Origin of the sequence: Micrococcus sp. Alg238-R198, from assembly GCF_900537135.1 — a bacterium.
GTDB lineage: Bacteria > Actinomycetota > Actinomycetes > Actinomycetales > Micrococcaceae > Micrococcus > Micrococcus luteus.
Genome location: NZ_UNRH01000002.1, coordinates 90,699 through 115,982 on the forward strand (window position 1 = coordinate 90,699; position 25,284 = coordinate 115,982).

Annotated in this window: 20 protein-coding genes; 9 read left to right on the forward strand and 11 right to left on the reverse strand. The window is 75.2% G+C overall.

The window, feature by feature from the left end; all coding sequences use genetic code 11:
- Nucleotides 1–2: 2 nt before the first annotated feature.
- The 6 genes from G6R13_RS02470 to G6R13_RS02495 all read right to left on the reverse strand — a co-directional run bounded on the left by G6R13_RS02470 (nucleotide 3) and on the right by G6R13_RS02495 (nucleotide 8,728).
- The gene (locus G6R13_RS02470) at nucleotides 3–1,067 is read right to left on the reverse strand and encodes a polyprenyl synthetase family protein (protein ID WP_134415769.1); all 1,065 of its coding nucleotides are present in this window, start codon (nucleotides 1,065–1,067) and stop codon (nucleotides 3–5) included.
- Nucleotides 1,064–2,464 (reverse strand): geranylgeranyl reductase family protein, encoded by a 1,401-nt coding sequence (locus tag G6R13_RS02475; protein WP_036318070.1) that lies wholly within the window; start codon nucleotides 2,462–2,464, stop codon nucleotides 1,064–1,066. Before G6R13_RS02475 ends, G6R13_RS02470 begins: the two co-directional genes overlap by 4 nt.
- A complete protein-coding gene (menD, locus tag G6R13_RS02480; protein ID WP_134415771.1) occupies nucleotides 2,461–4,401 on the reverse strand; it encodes a 2-succinyl-5-enolpyruvyl-6-hydroxy-3-cyclohexene-1-carboxylic-acid synthase in 1,941 nt (646 codons plus the stop codon). Before menD ends, G6R13_RS02475 begins: the two co-directional genes overlap by 4 nt.
- Before the next feature lie 116 nt (nucleotides 4,402–4,517).
- Nucleotides 4,518–6,659 carry a PhoX family phosphatase gene (locus tag G6R13_RS02485; protein ID WP_134415773.1) on the reverse strand — a complete coding sequence of 714 codons (2,142 nt, stop codon included), beginning with the start codon at nucleotides 6,657–6,659 and terminating at the stop codon, nucleotides 4,518–4,520.
- A 228-nt stretch (nucleotides 6,660–6,887) separates the two neighbouring features.
- Nucleotides 6,888–7,961: an o-succinylbenzoate synthase gene (locus G6R13_RS02490; protein WP_134415775.1), complete on the reverse strand. Its 1,074-nt coding sequence runs from the start codon at nucleotides 7,959–7,961 to the stop codon at nucleotides 6,888–6,890.
- An 80-nt stretch (nucleotides 7,962–8,041) separates the two neighbouring features.
- Nucleotides 8,042–8,728 carry a hypothetical protein gene (locus tag G6R13_RS02495; RefSeq protein ID WP_036317999.1) on the reverse strand — a complete coding sequence of 229 codons (687 nt, stop codon included), beginning with the start codon at nucleotides 8,726–8,728 and terminating at the stop codon, nucleotides 8,042–8,044.
- Nucleotides 8,729–8,838: 110 nt separating this feature from the next.
- Between G6R13_RS02495 and G6R13_RS02500 the strand changes: the two genes are divergently transcribed.
- Complete coding sequence (locus tag G6R13_RS02500) at nucleotides 8,839–9,699, forward strand: phosphatase PAP2 family protein (RefSeq protein ID WP_041104931.1); 861 nt, start codon at nucleotides 8,839–8,841, stop codon at nucleotides 9,697–9,699.
- Nucleotides 9,700–9,825: 126 nt separating this feature from the next.
- Here G6R13_RS02500 and G6R13_RS02505 read toward each other — a convergent pair whose 3' ends face one another.
- The 3 genes from G6R13_RS02505 to G6R13_RS02515 are packed head-to-tail and all read right to left on the reverse strand — an operon-like array spanning nucleotide 9,826 to nucleotide 13,594.
- Nucleotides 9,826–11,313: a dihydrolipoamide acetyltransferase family protein gene (locus tag G6R13_RS02505; protein ID WP_134415777.1), complete on the reverse strand. Its 1,488-nt coding sequence runs from the start codon at nucleotides 11,311–11,313 to the stop codon at nucleotides 9,826–9,828.
- Nucleotides 11,310–12,389, reverse strand: a complete 1,080-nt coding sequence (locus tag G6R13_RS02510; protein WP_134415779.1) for a transketolase C-terminal domain-containing protein — start codon at nucleotides 12,387–12,389, stop codon at nucleotides 11,310–11,312. The genes G6R13_RS02505 and G6R13_RS02510 overlap by 4 nt, the downstream gene beginning before the upstream one ends.
- 2 nt (nucleotides 12,390–12,391) lie before the next feature.
- The gene (locus G6R13_RS02515) at nucleotides 12,392–13,594 is read right to left on the reverse strand and encodes a thiamine pyrophosphate-dependent enzyme (RefSeq protein ID WP_041104050.1); all 1,203 of its coding nucleotides are present in this window, start codon (nucleotides 13,592–13,594) and stop codon (nucleotides 12,392–12,394) included.
- A gap of 189 nt (nucleotides 13,595–13,783) precedes the next feature.
- Between G6R13_RS02515 and G6R13_RS02520 the strand changes: the two genes are divergently transcribed.
- Nucleotides 13,784–14,257, forward strand: a complete 474-nt coding sequence (locus G6R13_RS02520) for an Lrp/AsnC family transcriptional regulator (RefSeq protein WP_036316705.1) — start codon at nucleotides 13,784–13,786, stop codon at nucleotides 14,255–14,257.
- A gap of 21 nt (nucleotides 14,258–14,278) precedes the next feature.
- Here the strand turns inward: G6R13_RS02520 and G6R13_RS02525 are convergent, their stop codons facing one another.
- Nucleotides 14,279–15,577 carry an MFS transporter gene (locus tag G6R13_RS02525; protein ID WP_134415781.1) on the reverse strand — a complete coding sequence of 433 codons (1,299 nt, stop codon included), beginning with the start codon at nucleotides 15,575–15,577 and terminating at the stop codon, nucleotides 14,279–14,281.
- Between the two features lie 65 nt (nucleotides 15,578–15,642).
- On the opposite strand from G6R13_RS02525, the gene G6R13_RS02530 reads away from it, so the two are divergent.
- The 6 genes from G6R13_RS02530 (at nucleotide 15,643) to G6R13_RS02555 (ending at nucleotide 24,481) form a co-directional block, all read left to right on the forward strand.
- Nucleotides 15,643–17,133 (forward strand): NCS2 family permease, encoded by a 1,491-nt coding sequence (locus tag G6R13_RS02530; RefSeq protein WP_134415783.1) that lies wholly within the window; start codon nucleotides 15,643–15,645, stop codon nucleotides 17,131–17,133.
- A 102-nt stretch (nucleotides 17,134–17,235) separates the two neighbouring features.
- Nucleotides 17,236–19,482 carry a S9 family peptidase gene (locus G6R13_RS02535; protein WP_163720950.1) on the forward strand — a complete coding sequence of 749 codons (2,247 nt, stop codon included), beginning with the start codon at nucleotides 17,236–17,238 and terminating at the stop codon, nucleotides 19,480–19,482.
- Between the two features lie 171 nt (nucleotides 19,483–19,653).
- On the forward strand, nucleotides 19,654–20,637 hold the full coding sequence (locus G6R13_RS02540; RefSeq protein ID WP_020627259.1) for a 1,4-dihydroxy-2-naphthoyl-CoA synthase: 984 nt from the start codon (nucleotides 19,654–19,656) through the stop codon (nucleotides 20,635–20,637).
- A 31-nt stretch (nucleotides 20,638–20,668) separates the two neighbouring features.
- Nucleotides 20,669–22,234: a TrkA C-terminal domain-containing protein gene (locus tag G6R13_RS02545; protein WP_163720952.1), complete on the forward strand. Its 1,566-nt coding sequence runs from the start codon at nucleotides 20,669–20,671 to the stop codon at nucleotides 22,232–22,234.
- Between the two features lie 66 nt (nucleotides 22,235–22,300).
- A complete protein-coding gene (locus tag G6R13_RS02550) occupies nucleotides 22,301–23,482 on the forward strand; it encodes an AMP-binding protein (protein WP_163720954.1) in 1,182 nt (393 codons plus the stop codon).
- Nucleotides 23,483–23,608: 126 nt separating this feature from the next.
- A complete protein-coding gene (locus G6R13_RS02555) occupies nucleotides 23,609–24,481 on the forward strand; it encodes a 1,4-dihydroxy-2-naphthoate polyprenyltransferase (RefSeq protein ID WP_163720956.1) in 873 nt (290 codons plus the stop codon).
- Nucleotides 24,482–24,532: 51 nt separating this feature from the next.
- On the opposite strand, the gene G6R13_RS02560 is transcribed toward G6R13_RS02555, so the two are convergent.
- Nucleotides 24,533–24,808, reverse strand: a complete 276-nt coding sequence (locus G6R13_RS02560; RefSeq protein WP_010080315.1) for a DUF4229 domain-containing protein — start codon at nucleotides 24,806–24,808, stop codon at nucleotides 24,533–24,535.
- 65 nt (nucleotides 24,809–24,873) lie between these two features.
- On the opposite strand from G6R13_RS02560, the gene G6R13_RS02565 reads away from it, so the two are divergent.
- Nucleotides 24,874–25,278 carry a PLDc N-terminal domain-containing protein gene (locus G6R13_RS02565; RefSeq protein WP_010080314.1) on the forward strand — a complete coding sequence of 135 codons (405 nt, stop codon included), beginning with the start codon at nucleotides 24,874–24,876 and terminating at the stop codon, nucleotides 25,276–25,278.
- Nucleotides 25,279–25,284: the final 6 nt, after the last annotated feature.

Consider the following 25,284-nt stretch of genomic DNA (forward strand, 5'->3'; position numbering starts at 1 on the left):
CGTCAGGCCGAGCGCCCGACCACGTAGTCGGCGAACGCCTCGAGCGCCGCCTTCACGGCGGAGTCCGGCAGCGGGGCGAGCGCCTGCTTGGCCTGCTCCGCCCAGCCGCGGGTGATCGCCCACGCCTCGTCGATGGCGGGGTGGCCCGTGAGCGCGGCGACGGCGGCGGCCAGCTGCTCGTCGGTGTCGAGCGGCCCGTCCACGAGCGCGCGCACCCGGCGGGCGTCCTCGGCCTCCGGCCCCTCGCCCTGCGCGGCGCGGGCCAGCAGCAGCGTGGTCAGGGTGGGCACGCGCTCGCGCAGGTCCGTGCCGGGGACCTTGCCGATCCGCTCGGCGTCGCCGGTGAGGTCGATCAGGTCGTCGGCGAGCTGGAAGGCCAGGCCCACCTTCTCGCCGTATGCGCGCATCACCTGGACGGCGGCCTCGTCGGCCCCGCCCAGCAGCGCGCCGAGCATGCCCGCCGCGGCGATCAGCGAGCCGGTCTTGCCGGAGAGCACCGCGTAGTAGTGCTCGATCGGATCCGCGCCCTCGGCCGGGCCGCGGGTCTCCCACAGCTGGCCCTGCACGAGGCGTTCGAAGGTGTCCGCCTGGATCTGCACGGGCCGCGGGCCGAGCTCGGCCATGAGCTGGGAGGCGCGGGCGAAGATCAGGTCGCCGGCCAGGATCGCCGCCGAGTTTCCCCACAGTCGGTGGGCGGCGGGGGCGCCGCGGCGCACGGGGGCCTCGTCCATCACGTCGTCGTGGTACAGCGTGGCCAGGTGCGTCAGCTCCATCACGACGGCGGCCTGGCGGGCGGGCGCGTCCACGTCGGCGACCTCGCCGGAGGCCAGGGCGGGGTCGCCCAGGAGGGAGGCGAGCACCGTCAGGACCGGACGGACCCGCTTGCCGCCGGCGGCCAGCAGGTGGTGGGCGGCGGTGTCGGAGAAGAGGTCGTCGAAGCCGAGGGCGCTGTCCAGCTGCTCCTCGACCTGCTCGAGCGCGGTCAGCACGACCTCCAGGACACGGCCGTGCTCGGCGAGGGGTTCGAAGCCGGAGGGCAGGGCGAAGCCGGGGTCTGCGGTGGTCACCGGGCAAGCCTACCCAACGGCGCGCCGCCCGCGGTCGTCAGCGCGGGGGTGAGCGCCTCGAGCACGCGGACGGCCCGGTCGACGGCGTCGCCGCCCCGCGCGTCCACCGTGTTGCCCATGACCTTCACCGCGGCCCGCAGCAGCGGGGGTGCGGCCATCCCGGCGCCCAGCGCCGCCTTCATCACGCGCGGATCGCCGATCAGGCGGGCGAACCGGGCGCCGAGGGCGAAGTGGCGGCCCCACAGGTGCTGGGTGATCACCGGGTAACGGGACAGGATCGCGTCCGCGGCGCCGTCGGTCCCGGCCGCGTGCGCCTGCACCGCCAGCTCCGCGGCGAGGCGGGCCGCCTCCATCGCGAACCCGATGCCCTCGCCGTTGAACGGGGACACCATGCCGGCCGCGTCGCCCACCAGGAGCATGCCCGGCACGTGCTGCGGGGTGCGGTTGAACGCCATCGGCAGGGCCGCGCCGAGGATCCGCGAGGTGCGCGTCTGCTCGGCGATCCCCCAGTCCGCGGTGAGCGCCCCGGTCCAGGACTTCAGCAGCCCGCGGTAGTCCAGCTTCCCGAACTGCGGGGAGGTGTCCAGGATGCCCAGGCCCACGTTCACGGTGCCGTCCGCGAGCGGGAACAGCCAGCCGTAGCCGGGCAGCGGGTTGCCCTCGGCATCCGGCAGGCGCAGCCAGGACTCCATCCACTCCCCCCGGTCGCCGGGCGGGGCGGGGATCGCCCCGTCGACGGCGGCGCCGGCGGTGTAGTAGGCCCGCACGGCCACGCCCATGGGCCGGTCCTCGCGGCGGTGCAGGCCCGCGGAGACGGCGGCGCGGGCGGAGACGCCGTCGCACGCGAGCACGATCGGTGCGGTGAAGCGGGCGGTCTCCCCGGTCTTGCGGCCGTTCGGCGCGATCAGCTCCGCGTCCAGCCCGACCACGCGTCCGGCCTCGTCCCGCACGACGCCGGTGACGGCGTGCCGCTCGCGGACCTCGGCGCCGCGGGTGCGCGCCAGGTCCGCCAGGAGGGCGTCGAAATCGCGTCGGGTGCGCGTGAGCGCGTAGTCCGGCCAGGTCTGGGTGGGCGCCCACGGCACGTCCACGCTGCGCTCGCCCGCGCGCAGCCGCAGGCCGCGGATGACGCGCCAGCCGCCGTCGTCGCCGGGCTCACCCCGGTGGGGCACGCCGAGCAGCTGCAGCTCCCGGACCGCCTGCGGGGTCAGGCCGTCGCCGCAGACCTTCTCACGCGGGTGCGCGGTCTTCTCGAGCACCACCACGTCCAGCCCCGCCGCGGCGAGGTGGGCGGCGGCGGTGGCGCCGGCGGGGCCGCAGCCGGAGATCAGCACGTCGGCACGGCGCACGACGGCGGGGGTCGAGGCGGGCGCGGGCGACGTCGGCGTGCCGGTCACTGGGGGGCCTCCTCGGCGGCGAGCTCGGCGGTGGGCGGGGCGGGGGCCGGGCCGGCGTCCGGCGCGGGGTCCGGGACGGGGCACGCGGGCGGGAACGTGGCGCGCACCGCCGCGGCCAGGGCGGCGGCGACGCGCGGGCGGTCGGCGCGGTCGCAGCGGACCTCGAGCAGACGCCGGCCGCGCACCGGGTCGGACAGGGCCCGGACGAGGTCGACGCGGTCGGTGACCCGCGTGTGCGGGACGCCGTACGCGGCGGCCAGGGCGGCCAGGTCCACGCCGTGCGGGGTGCCGAAGAGCCGTTCGATGGGGTCCGCCATGCCGGGCGCCTCGGCCACGGCCCCGTGTTCGAGGCTCGCGAAGATCGCCCCGCCGTCGTCGTTGACGACCACGAGGTCGAGGTCCGGCTCGGTCTCGGTGGGGCCCACGAGCAGGCCGCCCGCCTCGTGCAGGGCGGTGAGGTCGCCGAGCAGGGCCACGGTCCGCCGTCCGCGCGCCAGTGCGACGCCCGCGGCCGTGGAGACGGTCCCGTCGATCCCGGCGAGCCCGCGGTTGGCGTACACCTCCGCGTCCGGCGCCGAGGGGGGCCGCCAGGTCAGGTCCACGTCCCGGATCACCGAGGACGAGCCCAGCACGAGCGGACCCCGGACCATGGCGGCGCTCACGTGCGCCACCGTCTGCGGGCTGAGCCGGTCGCCGGCGTCGGTGGTGACGAGCACGTCCTCCACGGCGGCCTGGGCGCGCATCGAGGCGTGCTGCCACGCGGCGAGCCAGCCGGGCTCGCCCTGCCCGGCGAAGGCGGCGAGCTCCTCGAGGGTCTCCACGGGCGTCTCCCGGCGCCGGCCCGGCTCGAACCACGGTGCGGGCTCGGGGGCGTGCAGGGCCGTGGCGACGTCGGGGCGGGCCAGCAGCGCGTTGACCGTCCGGGTGAGCGTGGGCCGGCCGAACAGCACGACCCGTTCGATGCGGGCGGCCAGGGGGTGTGCGTCCGCGTCGCGCCCGCCGGCCGCGCCCAGCAGGAGCGGGTACGCGGCGATGGCGTTGGCGGAGAACCGCGCGTTCGAGGACGGCTCGGCCAGCAGGGGCAGGCCCAGGGACAGCGCGAAGGCCGCGGCCGCGGGGCCGGCACCGTGGCAGGCCAGCACGACGGTGCGCCGCTGGTCCAGGCGGGCGACGTCCAGCTCGGGCAGCCCCGAGAGCACCGCCCCGGGCGCCCGGTAGGCCGACGCGGCGGCGGCCGGGCTCGCGCCGGTCGGGGCGACGGCCGGAGCAGGGGTGTGCGGCGCCGCGGCGGCGGCGCCCATGGCGGCCGCCTCCTCAGGGCTCGGCACGAGCGGGTCGCGGAAGTGCAGGTTCAGGTGGACGGGTCCGGCCGGGGCCTCGGCCATCGTCACCGGACCGGGCGCGCCGTCGTCGGAACCGGTCTCGGCGACGACCCCCTCGGCCGCCAGCAGGGCCCGGCGCACGGTGGCCCGCACATGGCGCAGATGCTGCTCGGCGTCCACGCCGTCGGCCGCGTCGCAGCCGAGGGAGGCGGCATGGCGGACGTGCGTGCCGAACACGTCCCTCTGGTCCGTGGTCTGGTTCGCGCCGGTGCCGTGCAGCTCGGGCGGACGATCCGCGGTCAGCGCGATCACGCGCGTGCCGGCGTGGAAGGACTCCATCAGGGCGGGCACCAGGTTCCCGACGGCGGTGCCCGACGTGGTCAGCACGCCCACCGGGCGCCCCGAGGCCAGCGAGAGCCCGTGGGCGAGGAAGCCGGCCGAGCGCTCGTCCACCCGCACGTGCAGGCGGACCTCGCCGGCGTGCTCGAGGGCCGCGAGCGCGTAGGCCAGCGGGGCGGAGCGGGAGCCGGGGCAGACCACCGCGTCCCGCATGCCGGCGTCGATCAGGGCGGTGGCGACGGCGCGCGCCACGGAGAGGGAGTCGACGGAGGTCATGGTGGCCACCAGTCTAGGCCCGGGCGCGGGCGGGCCCCGGACGCGGCGAGGCCGCCACGGTGACGCGGTGGCGCCGGCCGTGACGGCCTCGTCGAGGGTCCGCGCGGAGGCGGGGGTCAGCCCTTCGGGCCCTTGCCGTTGCCGTTGCCCTTGCCCTTGCCGTTGTTGCCCTTGCCCTTGTTGCCCTTCTCCTTGCCGGCGCCCTTGCCGATGCCGTTGTTCCCGGTGGCGTTGAACACCTGGACGACGCTCGGACGCGGGGCCGCGACCTTGTCGCCCACCTGGACCGGGCCGGTCGGGCTCAGGAAGTCCGGGAAGGAGGAGGTGTGCGCGCCCCAGGTGCCGTCCTCGCCCGGGTGCTGGACGTTGACGAACACGGAGTTGTCGCGGTCGTGGATCACGGGGCCGCAGGTCTCGGCGTCGCGCGGGACGGCGAGGAACTGCTGGACGCGGCCGCGCTCGGCGCCGTCGAGGGTGACCTTGTGCAGCGCGTCGGCGTAGCCGATGGTGCCGGGCTGGCCGTCGGTGGAGATCCAGAGGTTGCCCTCGGAGTCGAACGCCAGGTTGTCCGGGCAGGAGATCGGGGAGACCTTCTCCTTCGGGTAGCCGGCGAAGTAGGCCGAGGAGGAGACCGCCGGGTCGCCGGCGAGCAGCAGGATGACCCAGGTGAAGGCGGTGGAGGTGTGATCCCCGCCCTGCTCGGTGATCTCGATGACGTGGCCGTCGCGGTTGCCGATGACCGGGTTGGCCTCGTCCACGGCGGTGCGCTTGGTGTTGTTGGTCAGGGCCGCGTAGACCTTGCCGGTGACCGGGTTGGTCTCGACGTCCTCCGGGCGGTCCATCTTGGTGGCGCCCATCTTGTCTGCCGCGAGGCGGGTGTAGACGAGGACCTCGGCCAGGGACATGCCCGGGACGAAGGACGTCTTCTCGTCGGCCAGGGCGATCCACTCTCCGGAGCCGTCGAAGGCGCCGTCCGAGGGCAGGGTGCCCCTGCCGTCGATCTGGGCGGCCGGGGAGTCGCCGGAGAACCTGGCCACGTAGAGGGTGCCCTTGTCCATCAGGCGCATGTTGTGCTTCTTGTCGCCCTCGCGGACCTTCTCGGCCGAGACGAACTTGTACAGGTAGTCGTGGCGCTCGTCGTCGCCGGAGTAGACCACGGCGTGGCCGGACGGGGAGATCACGGCGGTGCCGGCCTCGTGCTTGAAGCGGCCCAGGAGGGTGTGCTTCACGGGCGTGGAGGTGGGGTCCTCGGGGTCGATCTCGACGACCCAGCCGAAGCGGTTGGCCTCGTTCTCGTAGCCGGGCTTGGTCAGGTCGAAGCGGTCGTGGACCTTCTCCCAGCCGCGGCGGGTGGCGGAGGTGGAGATGCCGTAGCGCTTCTCCTCGGCGGTGCCGCGGCCCTTGAAGTACTGGTTGAAGTTCTCCTCGCCGGAGAGCACGGTGCCCCACGGGGTGGTGCCGCCGGCGCAGTTGTTCAGGGTGCCCAGCACGCGGGTGCCGGTCGGGTCCTCGACGGTCGTGAGCAGCGCGTGGCCGGCGGCCGGGCCGCGGACCTCGAACTCGGTGGTGCCGGTGATGCGGCGGTTGCGGCGGCCGCCGCGGACGTACTCCCACTGGGCGCCGCGCTTGGCACGCTTGAGGTCCACGATGGACAGGCCGTGGGCCTGGAGGCCGACGTTGACGACGTCCTCGAAGTTCGAGGCGATGTACTCCGGGGAGAACATGATGTTCTCGTTGGTGTACTCGTGGTTGGAGACGAGGTAGCCGGAGCGGTCGTTGCCGCCGTCGGTGATGATGTTCAGGTAGTCGTTGTTGTAGCCGAACTGGGCGGCCTGCGACGCACCGGTCTGGTGCTCGATGTCGAACTCCGGGGAGTCGGCGAACAGCGGGTCGCCCCAGCGGATCACGGTGCCCCAGTCGTAGCCCTCCGGCACGGTCATGGTGTCCACGGTGCGGGTCACCGGGGCGATGGGCTCGAAGGGGAGCTTGCCGCCGCCGGTCGGGCGCCGGCCGTTGTCTGCGAGCGCCTCGGGGGCCTGGGCCACCTGGGAGCCGATGACGACGGCGGCGGCGAGGCCGGTGCCGCCGACCAGGGCGGAGCGGCGCGAGATGGCGGTCTCCGCGATCTGCTGGAAGGTCGGGTTCGCCGAGGTGTTGGGCACCGGGTGGGCGCACGCGTTGCCGCACTTGAGCTCGCACGTGACGGCGGAGCGGTTGCCACGGGTGTGGCCGGCCATGGGGAGGAGGCGCTTCAGCATGACGGGGTCCTTCGCGTCGTGGGGATGGTTCGGGGTCCGGTGCCGGGCCGGAGGCGACCCCGGGGGTGAGGCCGGCCGGGGCTGCCATCACCTTGGCCCCTCGCTCCGAGCGGCGAGCCACGCCCAGGTGGCCGCGAGTTGAACTCTTCCCGGCCGCCGGATTTCGTCCCGTTGACGTGCTGTAATCCGGCTCACATTCCCCGCGTCGACGGGGACCGGGCGGGCCCGTCAGCCCTGCGCGGCCAGCACCGCGTGGGCCGCGCGCAGGCGGTCGGCCCACCACGCCTGCCGCGCCCCGTCCGCCCGGACGCGGTCGAGCAGCTCCGGGTCGGGGGCGGGGGCCCGCTCCCCCGGTGCCGGGAGGGCCCCCGCGCGTGGGCGCCAGGCCGGGGCGACGACGTCGTGCTCGAAGAGGGCCGCGGTGCCGAGCCCGCATGCGTGCGGCAGGGACGGCAGGCAGGCGGCGAGCGCGGCGCCGCCGGCAATGCCCACGGAGGTGTCCAGCGCTGAGGAGACCACCGCGGGCAGCCCCGCGGCCGCCACGATCGCCGCGGCCCGGCGCACGCCCCCGAGCGGCTGGACCTTCACCACGATCAGGTCCGCGGCGCCGGCGGCCGCGACGGCGAGGGGGTCCTCGGCCTTGCGGACCGCCTCGTCCGCGGCGATCGGGGTGGGGACGCCCCGGGCGCGCAGCTCCGCGCGGACCTCCGCGAGGTCGGTGATGCCGGGCACGGGCTGCTCGGCGTACTCGAGGCCGACGTCGGCCAGCGCGGTGAGCACGTCGACGGCCTCGGCGGGCGTCCAGCCGGCGTTGGCGTCGACGCGGACCTGCGCGTGGGGCAGCAGCGCGCGCACCCGCCGCACGCGGGCCAGGTCGGCCTCGCGGCCGCCGGGGACGAGACCGCCCTCGGGGCCGTGTTCCGCCACCTTGACCTTGACCGCGGTGATGCCGTCGCCGTAGCGGGCCAGGACGGCCTCGACGTCGTCCGCGGCCACCGCGGGCACGGTGGCGTTGACGGGGACGGTCTGGCGGACCGGGCCGGGCCAGCCCTGCCAGCCGGCCTCGATCGCGGCGGCCAGCCACGCGGCGCACTCGTGCGGACCGTACTCCGGGAACGGGGAGAACTCGGCCCAGCCCGCCGGGCCGCGCAGCAGCAGGGCGTGACGGAGGTCCGTGCCGCGGAACCGCACGCGCATCGGCAGGGCGACCGCGACGGCGTCGGCCAGCAGCTCCTCGACGCTCGGCAGGGCGGGACCGCCCGGCGCGCCGGGCAGCGGGGGCAGGGCGGGGGCGGTGCTCATGCGGCCAGTGTAGGAAGGGCGCTCGGCTCCCGTTCCGACGGGCGCCGGCGGGGTGGGACTGTCTGTGTCGGCGCCGACGCTCAGACGGCGCGGAGGTAGCCGAGGGCTCGGGCCAGGTCCACGGCGCGGTCGTGGGCGCCGAGCACCCCCTCCAGGCCGGCGACGACGGCGGCCGTCACCTCCTCGGTGAGATGCCAGTCGGCGGTGAACGGGTCGTCGAAGCGCGCCCACGCCGTGCCCACGGCCGCGAGCGCGCGGGTCATCTCGGTGAGGTCCCGGAAGACCGGTCGCGGCTCGTCCAGGCGGTCCTCCCAGCCCTCGTCTCCCGGGGCCATGAGCACCTGGCCGGTGGAGGCCGCGTGGATGAACGGGTCGGCGCCCTGCTTGGCCACCACGGTCCAGTCGTCGTTCCAGTCCACCAGCAGCGCACCGGTTCGGGGGTTCCACCGGTAGCCGGCCTGCTCGTCCCACAGGCGGTCCAGCGGGAAGAACATCACAGGCAGGCCGAGGGTGTCGATCTCCAGCCACTCCGGTCCCACGTAGCGGTAGAAGTCGGCCAGGTCCGGGGCGAGGGGCTCCTCGGCGGCCCACTCGATGGGCTCCTGCCGGCTCAGCCGGCCGAAGGGGGCCAGGGCGTCCCGGGCGGCCAGCAGGTCCTCGGCCGAGAGACGGGGCCGGGCGCCCGGCTCGACGCCCGGGCCGTGAGCCGAGCCGGTGGAGTCGCGGAGGGCCGGGCGATGTCCGTGGGCGGGGGGCACGCGGGTCATGGCCCCAGGCTAGGCAGGCGGCTCAGGGGCGCGGAGGACGGGACGGCGACGGGGGCGTGACCGTCCGATGAAGCCTGCATGACGGCTGCGCGTCCGACACAATGGAACCCATGCCCCCCACCGCCCGCGCCCCCCGCCGCCTCCCCTCGTGGACGTGGTGGCTGGCGCTGGCCGCGTGCGTGGCCGGCGTCGTGCTGGTCTACGCCGCCCTGGTGTGGTCCTCCGCCGGCCAGGTGCTCGAGTACCAGGTGTTCCGCGCCGTCGAGGAGCGCTACGCGGACACCGTGCCGGACGTGACCTCCCAGGTGGTGCGGATCCTGCCGCTCGCGTTGGCGGTCGGCATGGCGCTGGCCTCGCTCGGCGCGCTCGCCGTGGCCCGGTGGCGGCGGCGGGGGCTGCTCGCCCTCCTCGTGCTGGCCGGGTCCAACCTCACCACGCAGCTGCTCAAGGCGGCGCTTCCGCGGCCCGAGCACGCCGACGGGGTCCCGTGGTCCGGCGGCAACTCACTGCCCTCGGGCCACATGACGCTCGCGACGGGCGCCGCGGTGGCCGCGCTGCTGCTCGTGCCCGCCCGGTGGCGACCTCTCACCACCGTCCTCGGCGCCGTGGTGAGCTCCTGCACCGGCGCCGTCGCCTACACGGAGGCCTGGCACCGGCCGTCGGACATGGCCGCCGCGGCGCTCGTGTCCGCCGCCTGGGGCCTGCTCGCCGTGCCGTTCGCCCGGTACGACGGCGCACCGCGGCCCGTACCGCGCGGCGCCCGCGGCGTGGAGGCCACGCTCTGGTCCCTGGGCGTCGCGGGCCTGGCGGCCGGGCTGACGCTGCTGGCCCTCACCCTCGACACCCCCGCGACCAGCGGCGCCGGCCCCCACCCGGCGGCCGAGCCGGCCGGGATCCTGCTCAGCGCCTCCCCCGCGGTCCTGCTGTGGGGCGCGCTCGGCACGGCCTTTCGCCGCGGCCGCGCGGACTGACCCCTCCCCGCACGCTCACCGCACCCCCACCACGCGACGAGCCCTGCGATGTGGCGGCCATCCGCGAGGTATGGCCGCCACATCGCAGGGCTCGTCCGGGGTCGGGGCGGGCGGGGATCGTCCGGATCAGATCCGGGCGAGGGCCGCCGTCGGGTCGTGGAGGCAGTCCGCCACGAACGTGAGGAACGCGCTCGCGGTGGCGCCGTCGGTGACGCGGTGGTCGAAGGTCACGGTCATCTCGGTGACCTTGCGGACCACGATCTCCCCGTCCACGACCCACGGGCGGTCGATGATCCGGCCGATGCCGAGCATCCCGGCCTCGGGCACGTTGATGATCGGCGTGGCGCCGTCCGTGCCCAGCGGGCCGTAGTTGTTCAGCGTGAACGTGCCGCGGGTGAGCTCGGCCGGGGCGGCCCTGCCCGCGCGGGCGCGGCTGACGGTGTCGTTGATCGCGGCGGTGAGCTCGTCCGCGGACAGCTTCTCCGCGTGCTCGACGGACGGCACCATGAGGCCGCGGTCGGTCTGCACGGCCAGGCCGAGGTGGACGCCGTCGACCTCCACGATCTCGTCCTGGCCGTCCGCCCCGGCCTCGATGCGCGCGTTCATCACCGGGTACCGGCGCAGGCCGGCCAGGGTGAAGCGGGCAATCAGGCCGAGCAGCGAGGGCGCGTTCTCCGGGTCCTTCGCCTTGAGCGCGGCCCGCAGCTCGAGCAGGGCGGTGACGTCGACGTCCAGCCACGCCGTGACCTCCGGGACCTCGCGGCGCGAGCGGGAGAGCTGGTCCGCGATCACCTTGCGCACCCCCGAGATCGGGGTGCGGGCGACGACGGCCAGGCCGGTCCGCCCGTCCACGGCGCCCGGCTGCGCGGTGGCCGCGGCCGCCGGGGCGGCGGCCGACGGGGCCGGGGTCGGGGCGGTCTGCGGCGCGGAGCCCTCGGCCGCGGCGAGCACGTCGGCGCGGGTGATCAGGCCGTCCGGGCCCGTGCCGGTCAGCGCGGCCACGTCCACGCCCTTCTCGCGGGCGAGCTTGCGGACGATCGGGGAGGTCACGCGCGGGGCGCCGGCCCCGGCCGTGGGGGCCGGTGTCGGGCGGGCGGCGCCGCGGCCGCGCTTGGACGGACGGCTGCGGGAGGTGGCCCTGTGGCCGGAGGTGCCGTAGCCGATGAGCACGGCGCCGGAGGCCTCGTCGTCGGAGCCGGCGACGTCGCCGTCGCCGCCGCGGGCCTTGTCCGGCTTCGGCTGGACGCCGGCCATCTCCTCCTCGCGGTAGCTCAGCGCGCCCGGGCGGGCGGCCTCGGCCGCCGCCGCACCGGTCGACGGCGGGACGGCGAGGGTCTCGGTGCCGGCGACGGGCGCGGAGCCCTCACCGGACTCGCCGGCCGCGCCGATGGTGATCAGCGGGCTGCCGACGTCCATGGTCTCGCCCTCGGCGCCGTGCAGGGTCAGCACGGTGCCGGCGTACGGGCTCGGCACCTCGACGAGGGCCTTGGCGGTCTCGACCTCGACCATGGGCTGGTCGACGGCCACGGTGTCGCCCTCGGCGACGAGCCAGCGGACGATGTCGGCCTCGGTCAGGCCCTCGCCCAGGTCGGGCAGCAGGAAGGTGTTGCTCATGCGCGGGCCTCCTCGGCGTCCAGGTCCCAGTTCAGGTCGTCGATCGCGTCCAGGTCCCAGTTCAGGTCGTCGATCGCGTCCAGGATGCGGTCGATGTTCGGCAGGTGGTGCTCCTCGAGCTTCGGCGCGGGGAACGGGATGTCGAAGCCGGTCACGCGGCCCACGGGCGCCGCCAGCGAGTGGAAGCAGCGCTGCTGGATCCGGGCCACCAGCTCGGAGGCCACGGACGCGAAGCCCTGCGGCTCGGCGACGACGACGGCGCGGCCGGTCTTGGTGACCGAGGCGGTCATCGTGTCCTCGTCCAGCGGGTTCACGGTGCGCAGGTCCACGACCTCCACCGAGAGCCCCTCCTCCGCGGCCGCCTGGGCGGCGGCGAGGCAGGTGGGGACGGAGGGGCCGTAGGAGACGAGGGTGACGTCCGTGCCCTCGCGGACGACGGCGGCGCGGGCCCAGGCCTCGCCGTGCTCCTTCTTGTCCTCGACGCGGGCCCAGCCCTCCTCGAACTCGGCGCGCAGCTGGTCGAGGTCGAGCTCGGCCTTGGTCCAGTACATCTTCTTGGGCTCCATGAAGACCACCGGATCGTCCAGGCGGATGGCCGAGCGCAGCATCATGTACGCGTCCTTCACCGAGGCCGGGGTGTACACCTTCAAGCCCGGGGTGTGCGCGTAGTAGGACTCGGAGGAGTCGCAGTGGTGCTCCACGCCGCCGATGCCGCCGCCGTAGGGGATGCGGATGGTGATCGGCATGGGCGTGGCGCCCTTGGTGCGGTTGCGCATCTTGGCCACGTGCGAGGCGATCTGCTCGAAGGCCGGGTACGCGAACGCGTCGAACTGCATCTCGATCACGGGGCGGGCGCCGCCGAGGGCCATGCCCACGGCCATGCCCGCGATGCCGGACTCGGCCAGCGGGGTGTCGAAGCAGCGCTCCTCGCCGAAGCGCGCGGTCAGCCCGTCCGTGATGCGGAAGACGCCGCCGAGGGTGCCGACGTCCTCGCCGAACACCACCACCATGTCGTCGGCGGCCATCTCGTCGGCCAGCGCCGCGTTGAGCGCGGCGGCGAAGGTCAGGGTCGCCATGCTCAGGCCTCCTGGTTCTCGGAACGGGACAGCTCCTCGGCCAGCTGCGCGCGCTGGGCGGCGAGCTGCGGGGTCTGCACGGAGTAGACGTGGTCGAACAGCTCGAGCGGATCGAGCTCCGTCTCGGCGTTCATGGCGTCACGCAGCTGCTGCGCGACGTCCTCCGCGTCGCGGGCGATCTGGGCCGAGACCTCCTCGGTGAGGGCGCCGGTGGACTCGAGGTAGGCGGTCATGCGGCGCAGCGGGTCGCGCGCCTCCCACTCCTTCACCTCGGCGTCGTCGCGGTAGCGCGAGGGGTCGTCCGTGTTGGTGTGCGCCTGCATGCGGTAGGTGTCCGCCTCCACGAGGAAGGGGCCCTGGCCCTGCCGGCACAGCTCCACGGCGCGGCCCAGCACGGCCAGCAGGGCGCCGAGGTCGTTGCCGTCCACGCGCTCGCCGGCCAGGCCGTAGCCCACGGCCTTGTGGGCCAGGGACGGGGCGGCCGACTGCTTGGCGAACGGCACGGAGATGGCGAACTTGTTGTTCTGCACGAAGAAGATCACCGGCAGCTTGAACACGGCCGCGAAGTTCAGCGCCTCGTGGAAGTCGCCCTCGGAGGTGCCGCCGTCGCCGACCATGGCCAGGCACACGACCTCCTCGCCGCGCAGGCGGGCGGCCTTGGCCATCCCGACGGCGTGCAGCATCTGGGTGGTCAGGGGCGTGGACTGGATGGAGACGTGGTGCTTCTGGGGGTCGTAGCCCTGATGCCAGGTGCCCTGGTAGGCCACCATCACCTCGAGCGGCGGGACGCCGCGGGCGATCACGGCCACGGTGTCGCGGTAGGTCGGGAACAGCCAGTCGTCCTCGCCCAGGCAGACGGCGGCGGCGACCTCGGAGGCCTCCTGGCCATGCGAGGACGGATAGACGGCCATGCGACCCTGGCGCACCAGGGCGTAGGCCTGGTCGTTGACGCGGCGGCCGATGACGAGGTGGCGGTAGGCGGCCAGCAGCTCCTCGTCGGAGGGCAGGGGATACTCGTGGCCGGGCTCGGTGCCCTGCTCCTCCGGGGCCAGCAGAGTGCCGTCCTCGCCGATCAGCTGGATGCGGCGGGCGGCGGGGAGCAGGTACTCCTCGAGGGAGATGCCGAAGGCGGCGCCGGCGTTCGGGCGGGTCTCGGCCTCGTCGGTCCGGACGGCCCCGGGCACGGCGGGGGTGGGGTCACTCATGGCGGGTCCTCTCGATCTGTGGCCTTCAGTGTGCCCAAGAGGATCAATGTGTCGCTCGCCCGCCCGGGATCACGAGACAATCGGGTGCAAACCAGGCACTCCATCGGACGAACTGCTATTGTGACTCGTGCCACGTAGACGGTCCGCCGCCGCGTGGCCGACCCCGTCCGCCCCGCCCCAGGAGGAGCCATGGCCGCCGAGCCGCTGGACCGCGTGGACCGCGCGATCGTCCGCGAACTGACGCAGGACGGGCGGATGTCCGTCGCGGCCCTGGCCGAGCGCGTGCACATCTCCCGCGCGCACTGCTACTCGCGTCTGAACCGCCTGCAGGACGCGGGCGTGATCACAGGCTTCACCGTGCGGGTCGACCCCGTCAAGGTCGGCTTCGGGGCCTCCGCCCACGTGACCATGAAGCTGCGTCAGCACGACTGGCGAGAGCTGCGCGCCACGCTCCTGGCCATCCCCGAGGTCTCCCACGTCTCCCTCGTGGGCGGGAACATGGACGTGATCCTGCTGGTCCGCGCGCGGGACACCGCCGACCTGCGCCGTGTGATCTTCGACGAACTGCAGACCCTGCCGAGCGTCGTCGACACGCAGACGTACATGGTCTTCGACGACCAGGCCTCCGGGCAGACCATCCCCCCGGACGAGACCGCCGACTGAGCCGACGGTCCGGCGCCCCGGTCAGCGCGAGCGCACGACGACGGGCGGCGGGTCCGCCACGGCCCCCGGCCCGCGCGGCAGCACCGCGGCGAACACGACCGCTCCGACACCGCAGACGACCGCGAGGGAGCCGACGCCGACGGCCAGCCCGGCCGCGGCGGTCGCCCCGGAGAGCAGCAGCGGCCCGGCGAGCATCCCCGCGTCGGACATCGAGCGCCACAGACCGAGGAACGGGGCGCGCGCGTTCGGCGGCGAGTGGTCCGCCCCGAGGGTCATCACGATCCCCGCGCCGAAGCCGTTGCCGATGCCCAGCAGCACCGCCGCCGCCGCGAACGCCGTCGGCTCCCGGGTGAGGCTGATCGCCAGGAACCCCGCCCCCAGCAGGGTCAGGCACGGCACCGCCACAGCGCGCCGGCCGAAGCGGTCCATGAGCCGACCCGAGGGGTAGAAGAGCAGCAGGTCCGCCGCGCCGGCCAGGCCGAAGACGAGCGACGCCGTCGCCGCGTCCAGGCCCAGGTGCGTGGCCCACAGCGGGATGACGGCGTTGCGCGCCGCGCGGGCGGCGGAGACGGCCACGACACCGAAGCCGGCCGTGAGCAACGCCCCGCGTCGGGCGCGCGCCACGTCCAGCAGCCGGGGTCGACCGGCCGGGCCGGGCTCCTCCCCCGCCGCCGGATCGGACGCCGGCACCGGCAGATCCCGGATCCGCAGGCACAGCAGGGCGCCGACGGCCATGGCCGCGGCGGCCGCGGCGAACGCGCCGTCCAGCCCGAGCGGGGCCTGCGCGGCGGCACCCAGGAACGGGCCCAGGAACGTCCCGATCCGCACGGTCCCGCCGAGCGTGGACATCGCGCGGGCCCGGTGCGTGGCCGGCACCGCCACCGCCAGGTACGCCTGGCGGGCCAGGTTGAACCCGGCCCCGGCCATGCCCACGGCGAGCACCGCGGCCAGGAACAGCGCCAACCGCCCTGGCTCGGCCACCCCCGCCGCCGACGGCCCGGAGGACACCCCGGCCGTCGTCGCCCAGGCCAGACCCGCGCCGACCGTGCCGAGCCCGGCGGAGACGACCATGGTGACCCGCTCCCCCGCCCGGGCCGCGAGCGCCGAGGCCGGCCCGTTGGCCACGAGCGAGCCGAGCCCCACCAGCAGCACGACGGCAGCCGCCCGCGCCGCGTCCAGGCCGAGGGCCAGCGCCGCCACCGCGAGCGCGGGCGTCATGGCGCCCAGGCCGACGGCGTAGACGGTGGAGGGGGCGTAGATCTGCACGGCGTCGCGCAGCGCCTCCCGGGTGCGGGCGGCGGAGGCGGAGCGGGGACGCATGCCCGCGAGCGTAGCGGGACGGCACGCGCGCGATCGTCGTGGGACCGGGTCACTACGCTGGTGCCATGGCCTCCCGCACCGCCTCTCCACCGCCCTCGCCCGCCCCGTCCCCCGCCGCTGCCCGCGGCGCCCTGGACCGGTACTTCCGCATCACCGAGCGCGGCTCGTCGGTGGGCCAGGAGTTCCGCGGCGGCCTCGCCACGTTCCTGGCGATGAGCTACATCGTGGTGCTGAACCCGCTGATCCTGTCCGGGCCCGACTCGGCCGGGAACACCCTGGGCATCCCCGCCGTGGCCGCCGTCACCGCGCTCGTGGCGGGCGTCATGACCATCGTCATGGGCGTGTGGGCGCGGCACCCGTTCGCGGTGGCCGCGGGCCTGGGCGTCTCCGCGTTCGTCTCCATCACCATCGCCACGACGCCGGGGCTCACCTGGCCCCAGCTGATGGGCCTCGTCACCCTCGCCGGTCTCGTGATGCTGGTGCTCGTGGTGACCGGCTTCCGCCGTGCCGTGTTCGACGCGGTCCCGGAGGCGCTGAAGTCCGGCATCGTGGTGGGCATCGGCCTGTTCATCGCACTGATCGGCCTCGTCAACGCCGGGTTCGTGCGGCGGCTGCCGGACGCCGCCGACACCACGGTCCCGGTGGGCCTGGGCACGGGCGGCGAGCTCGAGGGCTGGCCCGTGCTGGTCTTCGTCGTCGGGCTGCTGCTGACCGCGGTCCTCGTGATCCGCAAGGTGCGCGGCGCCATCCTGATCGGCATCGTCGTGGCGACGATCCTCGCCAACGTGCTGGAGGCCGTGTTCCACATCGGCCCCTCCGTGGACGCCGACGGGAACGCGGTGCCCACCGGCTGGTCCCTGATCGCCCCCTCCCTGCCCGAGTGGACCGCCCCGGACCTGCACCTGCTCGGCAGCGTGGACCTGTTCGGCGCCTTCACCTCCGTGGGCGGGCTGATGGCCTCCCTGCTCGTGTTCGCGATCCTGCTCTCCGTGTTCTTCGACGCGATGGGCGTCTCCGTGGGCCTGGCCCGCGAGGCCGGCACCGTGAACCCGGACGGCTCCATCCCCGACCTGAACCGGGTGCTCGCCGCGGACGCGCTCGCGGTCGCCGTGGGCGGCGCCGCCTCCGGCTCGGCGCACCAGATCTTCGTGGAGTCCGGCACCGGCATCGGCGAGGGCGCCCGGACCGGCCTGGCCTCCGTGTTCACCGGCCTGTTCTTCCTCGCGGCCGTGTTCCTCTCCCCGCTCATCCACCTCGTGCCGTTCGAGGCCGTGGCCCCCGCGCTCGTGGTGGTCGGGTTCATGATGTGCCAGCACGTGGTGCAGATCGACTGGTCCGACCCGGGCGCGGCCTTCCCGGCGTTCCTCACGTTCATCCTCATGCCGTTCACCTACTCGATCGTCAACGGCATCGGCGCCGGCGTGGTGGCCTACGCGGTGATCCGCACGGGCCAGGGCCGCGGCCGCGAGGTGCACCCGCTGCTGTGGTTCGTGGCGCTCGCGTTCGTCGCGTACTTCGGGCTCGGCGTGGTCCGGGCGGCGCTCGGCCTGAACTGACCCGCCACCCCCGACGGCGGCGCACCGGACCGGTGCGCCGCCGTCGTCGTGTGCGGCGCGGGGTGTCGGCCCCGCCCCGCGCGGCGTGATGGGATGGGCCGCATGCCCCAGACCACGTCGCACGCCCCCGTCCCGCCGTCCGCCTGCGCCGAGCCCGTGACCCGCCGCCACCACGGCCACACGTTCCAGGACGACTTCGAGTGGCTGCGCGGCAAGGCGGAGCCCCGCGTGCTCGAGCACCTGGCCGCCGAGAACGCGTACACCGAGGCCGTGACCGCGGACCAGGCGCCGCTGCGCGAGGCGATCGTCGGCGAGATCAAGGCCCGCACGGTGGAGACGGACCGCTCCGTGCCCGCCCGCCGGGACGGGTGGTGGTACTTCGTGCGCACCCGCGAGGGCGCCGAGTACCCGATCCACTGCCGCGTGCCCGCACGCGACACCGGCGACCTCGAGGCCGACTGGACCCCGCCCGTCATCACCCCGGACGCCGCCCTGCCGGGCGAGCAGGTGATCCTGGACGGCAACGCCGAGGCCGAGGGCCACCCGTTCTTCGCGCTCGGCGGCCTGCACATCAGCCCGGACGCCACCCGGGTGGCCTACGCCGTGGACCACACCGGCGACGAGCGCTTCACCCTGCGCGTGCGCGAGATCGCCACGGGCGAGGACCTGCCGGACGCGGTCGAGAACGTGGCCCACGGCGTCCGCTTCGACCGCTCGGGCACCCGCGTGTTCTACACCGTGTGGGACGACTCGTGGCGGCCGTACCAGGTCAAGGCCCACGTGCTCGGCACCGACCCGGCCGAGGACGTGATCCTGCACGAGGAGGCCGACCCGGGCATGTGGACCGGCTTCGAGGGCGTGGCCGACCGCACCCAGCTGCTGATCGGCGTCGGCAACTCGGAGGTCTCCGAGACCCTCGTGGTCGACCTGCCGGAGGACCCCGCCGCGCCCCTGCCGGCCCCGCGCGTGCTGATCCCCCGCGCGTGGCGGATGCTCGCCGACGTCGAGCCCGTCACCGACGCCGACGGCGTCCGCCGGCTGCTCGTGGTCCACGACCGCGCCCTGGACGACGACGGCGCCCCCGTCGCCGCGCCCAACGGGATGCTCTCGGTGGTCGCCGAGGCGGACGTCGCCGACCGCGGCGCCTGGCGCACCGTCGTGCCGCACCGCGAGGACGTGAAGGTCGACGGTGTCATGGTCACCCTGACCCACGCCGCCCTGGCCGTGCGCCGGGAGACGACCCCGCGCGTCGTCGTCACCGAGCTGGACGCCGTGCTGGCCGGGCAGGCCGCGCACTGGCGCGAGCCCGCGTTCGACGAGGAGCTCTACGCGTGCCATCTGTCCGCGACGGCGGCCGAGTCCCCGTTCCTGCGGCTGGCCTACACGTCCTGGATCACGCCCGCGCGCGTGCTGGACGTCTCGGCGGCGACCGGCGAGGTGCACCTGCGCCGCGAGACGGAAGTGCCCGGCTACGACCCGGCCGACTACGTGGCCGAGCGCGTGTGGGCGCCCGCGTCCGAGCCGTCGTCGGTGACCGGGGAGGACGTGCGGATCCCCGTCACCGTGATCCGGCGCCGCGACGTGGCCGCGGACGGGACGGCCCCGTGCGTGGTGTACGGCTACGGCTCCTACGAGATGTCCATGGACCCCGTGCTGGGTGTGGCCCGGTTGTCCCTGCTGGACCGGGGCGTGGTGTTCGCGGTCGCGCACGTGCGCGGCGGCGGCGAACTGGGCCGGCGCTGGTACGAGGACGGCAAGAAGCTGGCCAAGCGGCACTCCTTCACGGACTTCGTGGACGCCACCCGGCACCTCGTGGACCTCGGCTGGGCGGACCCGGCGCGCGTGGCCTGCATGGGCGGCTCGGCCGGCGGCCTGCTCATGGGCGCGGTGCTGAACCTCGCGCCGGAGCTGTACCGGGCGTGCCTGGCGGTGGTGCCGTTCGTGGACGCGCTCACCACCATCCTCGACCCGGAGCTGCCGCTGTCCGCGCTCGAGTGGGAGGAGTGGGGCAACCCGATCGAGGACGCGGCCGTGTACGAGGCCATGCGCGCCTACACCCCGTACGAGAACGTGCGGGCGGTGGACTACCCGGCGATCGCGGCCGTGACGAGCCTGAACGACACCCGCGTGCACTACGTCGAGCCGGCCAAGTGGGTGGCCCAGCTGCGGCGGACGGTGACGAGCGACCAGGCCACGCCCCTGGCCGAGGGCGGCGCCCCGATCCTGCTGCGCACCGAGATGGACGGCGGCCACGGCGGCGCGTCCGGCCGGTACCAGGGCTGGGAGGACACCGCGTGGGAGTACGCGTTCCTGCTGACGGCGCTGGGGGCGACGGCGCGGATCGACTGAGCCTGGGTGGGCCCTCCGTCAGCCCGCGCACCCGTCGATGCGCTGGTGCACCGCGCGCGAACCAGAGAGTACTGCTGTCAGAACGGCCCTGGAACGACCGAATTGTCTGGCCCGCCGGGCGAGGCGGGCGGCTCACCCCCGCCTCGCCCGGCGGGCCTAGACTCGGGCCCCATGAGCACCCCGCAGCCCGACGCCGCCCGCCCCGACCGCGACCGCCTGCCTGAGCAGGTCTCCGACGTCTTCGACCCCACGCGCTGGCGCGTGGTCGAGGGCTTCGACTTCGAGGACCTGACCTACCACCGCCAGGTGGAGCGCGACGCCGACGGCCGCTGGGTGCGCGACCTGCCGACGGTGCGCATCGCCTTCGACCGCCCCGAGGTCCGCAACGCGTTCCGGCCCGGCACCGTGGACGAGCTCTACCGCGCCCTCGACCACGCCCGCATGACCCCGGACGTCGGCACGGTGCTGCTCACCGGCAACGGCCCCTCCCCCAAGGACGGCGGGCACGCCTTCTGCTCCGGCGGCGACCAGCGCATCCGCGGCCGCGACGGCTACCGCTACGCCGAGGGGGAGACGGCCGAGACCATCGACCCGGCCCGCGCCGGACGCCTCCACATCCTCGAGGTCCAGCGCCTGATGCGCACCTCCCCCAAGGCGATCATCGCCGTCGTGAACGGCTGGGCGGCCGGCGGCGGCCACTCGCTCCACGTGGTCGCGGACCTCACCCTCGCCTCGCGCGAGCACGGGAAGTTCAAGCAGACGGACGCCACCGTGGGCTCCTTCGACGCCGGCTACGGCTCGGCCCTGCTCGCCCGGCAGGTGGGCCAGAAGCGCGCCCGCGAGATCTTCTTCACCGCCCGCGAGTACTCGGCCGAGGAGATGGTGGCCATGGGCGCCGTCAACGAGGCGGTGGACCACGAGCGCCTCGAGGAGGTCGCCCTCGAGTACGCCGCGGACATCAACCGTCAGTCCCCGCAGGCCCTGCGCATGCTCAAGTTCGCGTTCAACCTTCCCGACGACGGCATGGCCGGCCAGCAGGTCTTCGCCGGCGAGGCCACGCGCATGGCCTACATGACGGACGAGGCCGTGGAGGGCCGGGACGCGTTCCTGCAGAAGCGCGACCCGGACTGGTCCGCCTTCCCGTACCACTTCTGACCGACCACCACGGCAGGACGGAGACCCGCCCATGCTCGCGCTGCTCAACGACCAGCCCATCCTCGTCCTCATGGCCACCGTCGCCCTGGGCGCCGCCGTCGGCACCATCCCCCTGGGCAAGATCCGCCTCGGCGCCTCGGGGGCACTGTTCGTGGGCCTGCTCGTCGGGGCGGTGCTGCCCGACGTCGGCGACCGACTGGCCCTGTTCCAGAGCTTCGGTCTGGCCCTCTTCGCCTACCTGATCGGGCTCGGCGCCGGCAAGGTGTTCTTCCGGGACCTGCGCCGCAACCTGCCCCTGATGCTGGCCGCCGTCGTCGTGGTGATCCTCACCGCCTTCACGGTGCACCCGCTGGCCGCGCTGCTCAACCTGGACCTGCCGACGGCGATCGGTGTGTGGACGGGTTCGCTCACCGCGACGCCGGCGATGGCGCTGGCGAACCAGCTCACCGGCGGGCAGGCCCCGGCCGTGGGCTACGGGCTGTCCTACCTGGTGGGCGTGGTCGGCACCATCATCGCGATCACCCTGCTCGCCGCCCGCCCGTGGAGCAGTTCCCCGCGCGATCCGGCGCCGGTGACCGACGGCAAGCTGCACTTCACCGCTGCGGCCGCCACCTCCGCCCTCGCCGTGCGGGAGATCCCCGGGATCTCCGAGGGACTGGTGCGCGTGGTGGCGCTGCGCCACGGCGGCGTGGCCCGGATCGCCGGCTCCGCCGACCGGATCGAACCCGGGGACGAGGTCGTCCTGGACGGCACGGAGAAGAACATCGACGCGGCCGTGCAGGCCTTCGGCCGCCGCACCGACGCCGACCCGGCACAGGTGATGAACCCGCTGCAGACCGCCATGGTCATCGTCACGGCCCGCGCCCTGGCCGATCGCCGCCTGGGCACGCTGTCCCTGCGCGAGCGCTTCGGCACCGACGTCGCCCGGCTGCGGCGCGACGACGTCGAGTCGCTGGCCACCCCGCAGACCGAGCTCAAGGTCGGCGACCGGGTGCTCATCGTGACCACCGCGCCGCGGATGGAGGCGGTGCGCGACTTCTTCGGCAACTCGACCCGGGGGCTCTCGAACCTGGACTGGATCTCCCTGGGCACGGGCATGGCGCTGGGCTACCTGCTGGGCATGGTGACGATCCCGCTTCCGGGCGGGGCCTCCTTCTCCCTCGGCCCGGCGGCCGGGTGCATCCTCGTCGGCCTCGCCCTCGGTGCGATCGGCCGAACGGGACCCACGGTGTGGGAGCCGTCCACGGAGATCGCGCTGACGCTGCGGCAGTTCGGCCTCATGCTCTTCCTGGGCGTGGTGGGCCTGGCCGCCGGCCCGGCGTTCATCGAGACGGTGTTCACCCGGGTCGGCGGGCTGGCCATCCTGATGTCCGCCGTGCTCACCGCGCTGACCGCGGCCCTGCTCATCGCCGCGGCACGGCTGCTGGGGCAGTCCGTGGATCGCACCTACGGGGCGCTGGCGGGCATCACGGGCCAGCCGGCGATCCTGGACTACGCGCTCTCCCGGTCCACCGACGCCCGCGTGACCGAGGGGTACGCCCAGCTGTTCGCGCTGATCATGGTGGTCAAGATCGCCACCGTGCCGTTCATGCTCTGACCGGCCGGGCGGATCCGGTCCGCCGGGCGGGTCCGTCCGGCCGTCGGGCCTCCTACACTCGGGGCCATGCCCGCCACCGCCGACGCCCTCGCCCGCGCCACGGACGCCCTCGCGGCGGCCTTCGACGGCGGCGCCCCCGTCGAGCTGACCGCCGACGGCGCCGCGCACCCCCGGCCCGAGGCCCGCGACCCGCGCCGCTGCGGAGACCCGGACGCCGTCGCCGTGGTGCGCAGCTCCGGGTCCACGGGCACGCCGAAGCAGATCGTCCTGACCGGCGCGGCCCTGCGCGCCTCGGCCGCGGCCACGGCCCGGCGGCTCGGCGGCGAGGGGGCGTGGCTGCTGGCCCTCGGCGTGCACTACGTGGCCGGGCTCGCCGTGCTCTCCCGCTCGATCGCGGCCGGGACCGCACCCGTGGCCCTGCCACCGGGCCCGTTCACGCCCGCGGCGTTCGCCACCGGGGCGGCCGCCCTGCCCGACGACGCCGGCCCCCGGCTCGTCTCGCTCGTCCCCACCCAGCTCGCCCGCCTCCTCGCGGCCGACGCCGACCCGGCCGGGCGGGCGGCCCTGCGCTCCTTCGACCGCGTGCTCGTGGGCGGCGCCCGGCTCGATCCCGCGCTGCGGGCCGCGGCCGAGGCGGCGGGGGTGCGCCTCACCGCCACCTACGGCATGGCCGAGACGTGCGGCGGCTGCGTCTACGACGGCGTCCCGCTGCCCGGCGTCGCCGTCGCGGTGGCCCCGGACGACCCCGACGCCCCGCCGCGCGTGCGCCTGGCCGGGCCCATGGTGGCGGCCGGCTACCTCGACGACCCCGCCCGCACCGCCGCCCACTTCGTCACCGCCGCGGACGGCGCCCGCGCCTTCCTGACCGAGGACACGGGCGTGCTCTCCCCCACCGACGACGGCGGCGTGCGGCTGGCCGTGACCGGTCGCCTGGACGACGTCGTCATCACGGGCGGGGTGAAGGTGTCCGCGGCGGCGGTGACCGCGGTGCTCGAGGCGCACCCGGGCGTCGCGGCGGCCCACGTGGCCGGCGTGCCGGATCCCGAGTGGGGCGCCCGGCTGTGCGCCGCCGTCGTGCCCGCCCACCCGGCCGCGGCCCCCGACGAGGCCGTCCTGCGCGCCCACGTGCGCGAGGCGCTGGGTGCGGCCGCGGTGCCCAAGACGTGGCTCCTCCTCGAGGCCCTGCCCCTGCTCTCCACCGGCAAGACCGACCGGCAGGCCCTGGCCGCCCGGTTCACCGCCGGCTGAGCGCCGCCCCGCCCGCGTGGGAGAATGACCCGGGCCCGGCCGACGTCGGGCCCCGGCCGCGCGCCGCCGTCGACCCGGCCCGCCGCGCGCCGATTCCACCCCGCTCCCCAGGAGGAACCCCCGCCCATGGCCGCCACGCTCTCCCAGTGGGTCGCCGCCGCGCGCCTGCGCACGCTGCCCATGGCGATCGCCCCCGTGATCGTCGGTTCGGCCGCCGCCGCGGAGCTCGGCTCCTTCCACCTCGGCGCGGCGCTGCTGGCCCTCGTGGTGTCGCTCGCCCTGCAGATCGGCGTGAACTACGCCAACGACTACTCGGACGGGATCCGCGGCACCGACGACGAGCGCGTCGGCCCCTTCCGGCTCACCGTCTCCGGGCTCGTGCCCGCGGCCCAGGTGAAGCAGGCGGCCTTCGCGTTCTTCGGCCTCGCCGGGCTGGCCGGCCTGGGGCTCATCCTGCTCTCGGGGCACTGGTGGTTCCTGCTGGTCGGCGTCGCCTGCGTGCTGGCCGCGTGGTTCTACACCGGCGGGAAGCGGCCGTACGGGTACCTCGGCCTCGGCGAGGTGTTCGTGTTCGTGTTCTTCGGGCTGGTGGCCGTCCTCGGCACCACGTACACCCAGGCCGACGCCGTCAGCGGCCTGGCCTGGGCCGGCGCGATCGGCTGTGGGCTGATCTCCACGGCCCTGCTCATGGCCAACAACATCCGGGACATCCCCACGGACCGCGAGGTCGGGAAGATGACGCTGGCCGCCCGCCTGGGCGACGGACCCGCGCGGGCGTCCTACGGCGTCATGCTGGCCGTCGCCCTGCTGCTGCCGCTGTTCTGGGTGGCGGTGCACCCGGGGCTGCTGCTCGTGCCGATCGGCGGCCTGCTCGCGATCCGGCCGATCCGCACGGTGCTGCGCGCCGACGACCGCCGGGCGCTGATCCCGGTGCTGCGCGCGACCGGCGTGATCGGGATCGTCTACGCGATCACGTTCACCCTCGGCGCGCTGCTCTGAGCCGCACGGGATGACGACGGCGGCGGCATCCGCCCCGTCGCCCCGCGGGGCTCACTCGCGGAACCGGCCCTCGGTGTAGGCGTCCTCGGCGTCCGCGTCGGCGGTCTCGGTGCGGCCCCGGCGGCCCGGGCGGCCCTCCCACGCGGCGGACAGGTCCTCGGTGGCCCCCGTGCGCAGGCGGCCGAGGAAGAGGTAGCTGACCGCGAACGTCAGGATCGTGGCCGCGATCACCCCAAAGATCATCCCGAGGTCCATCACGTAGTAGAACAGCGCCCACAGGGCGACGAAGACGACCACGCGGACCAGACCGTAGAAGAAGATGCGCACCGGTCTATCCTACGAGGAAGGACGCCCCGCCCGCCGACCGCCCAGCCCGCGCCTAGACTGGAAGGATGGGCCGCTTCATCATCCCCGCCGCGATCATCCTCGCGGGCCTGACCCTCTACGCGCTGTTCGAGGCGCTGCTGACCCCCGCCCGCGAGGTGCGCAGCCTGCCGAAGGCGGCGTGGGTGGCGGTCATCGTGCTCGTGCCGCTCGTGGGGCCGCTGCTGTGGCTGCTGCTCGGCCGCGCCCGCCCGGCCGGCGCGGCCGGCCGCCCGGCGCCCCGGCCCACCGGGGCCCCGGACGACGACGAGGCGTTCCTGCGCAGCCTGCGCATGCAGCGCCGCCAGGACGCCCGCGAGCAGGACCTGGACCGCCGCGAGGCCGAGCTGCGCGCCCGCGAGGAGGAGCTGCGCCGTCGTCGGGAGCAGGGCGACGACGACGCCGACCCGGACGGCGACGGGCCGCGCGCCTGAGGGGCC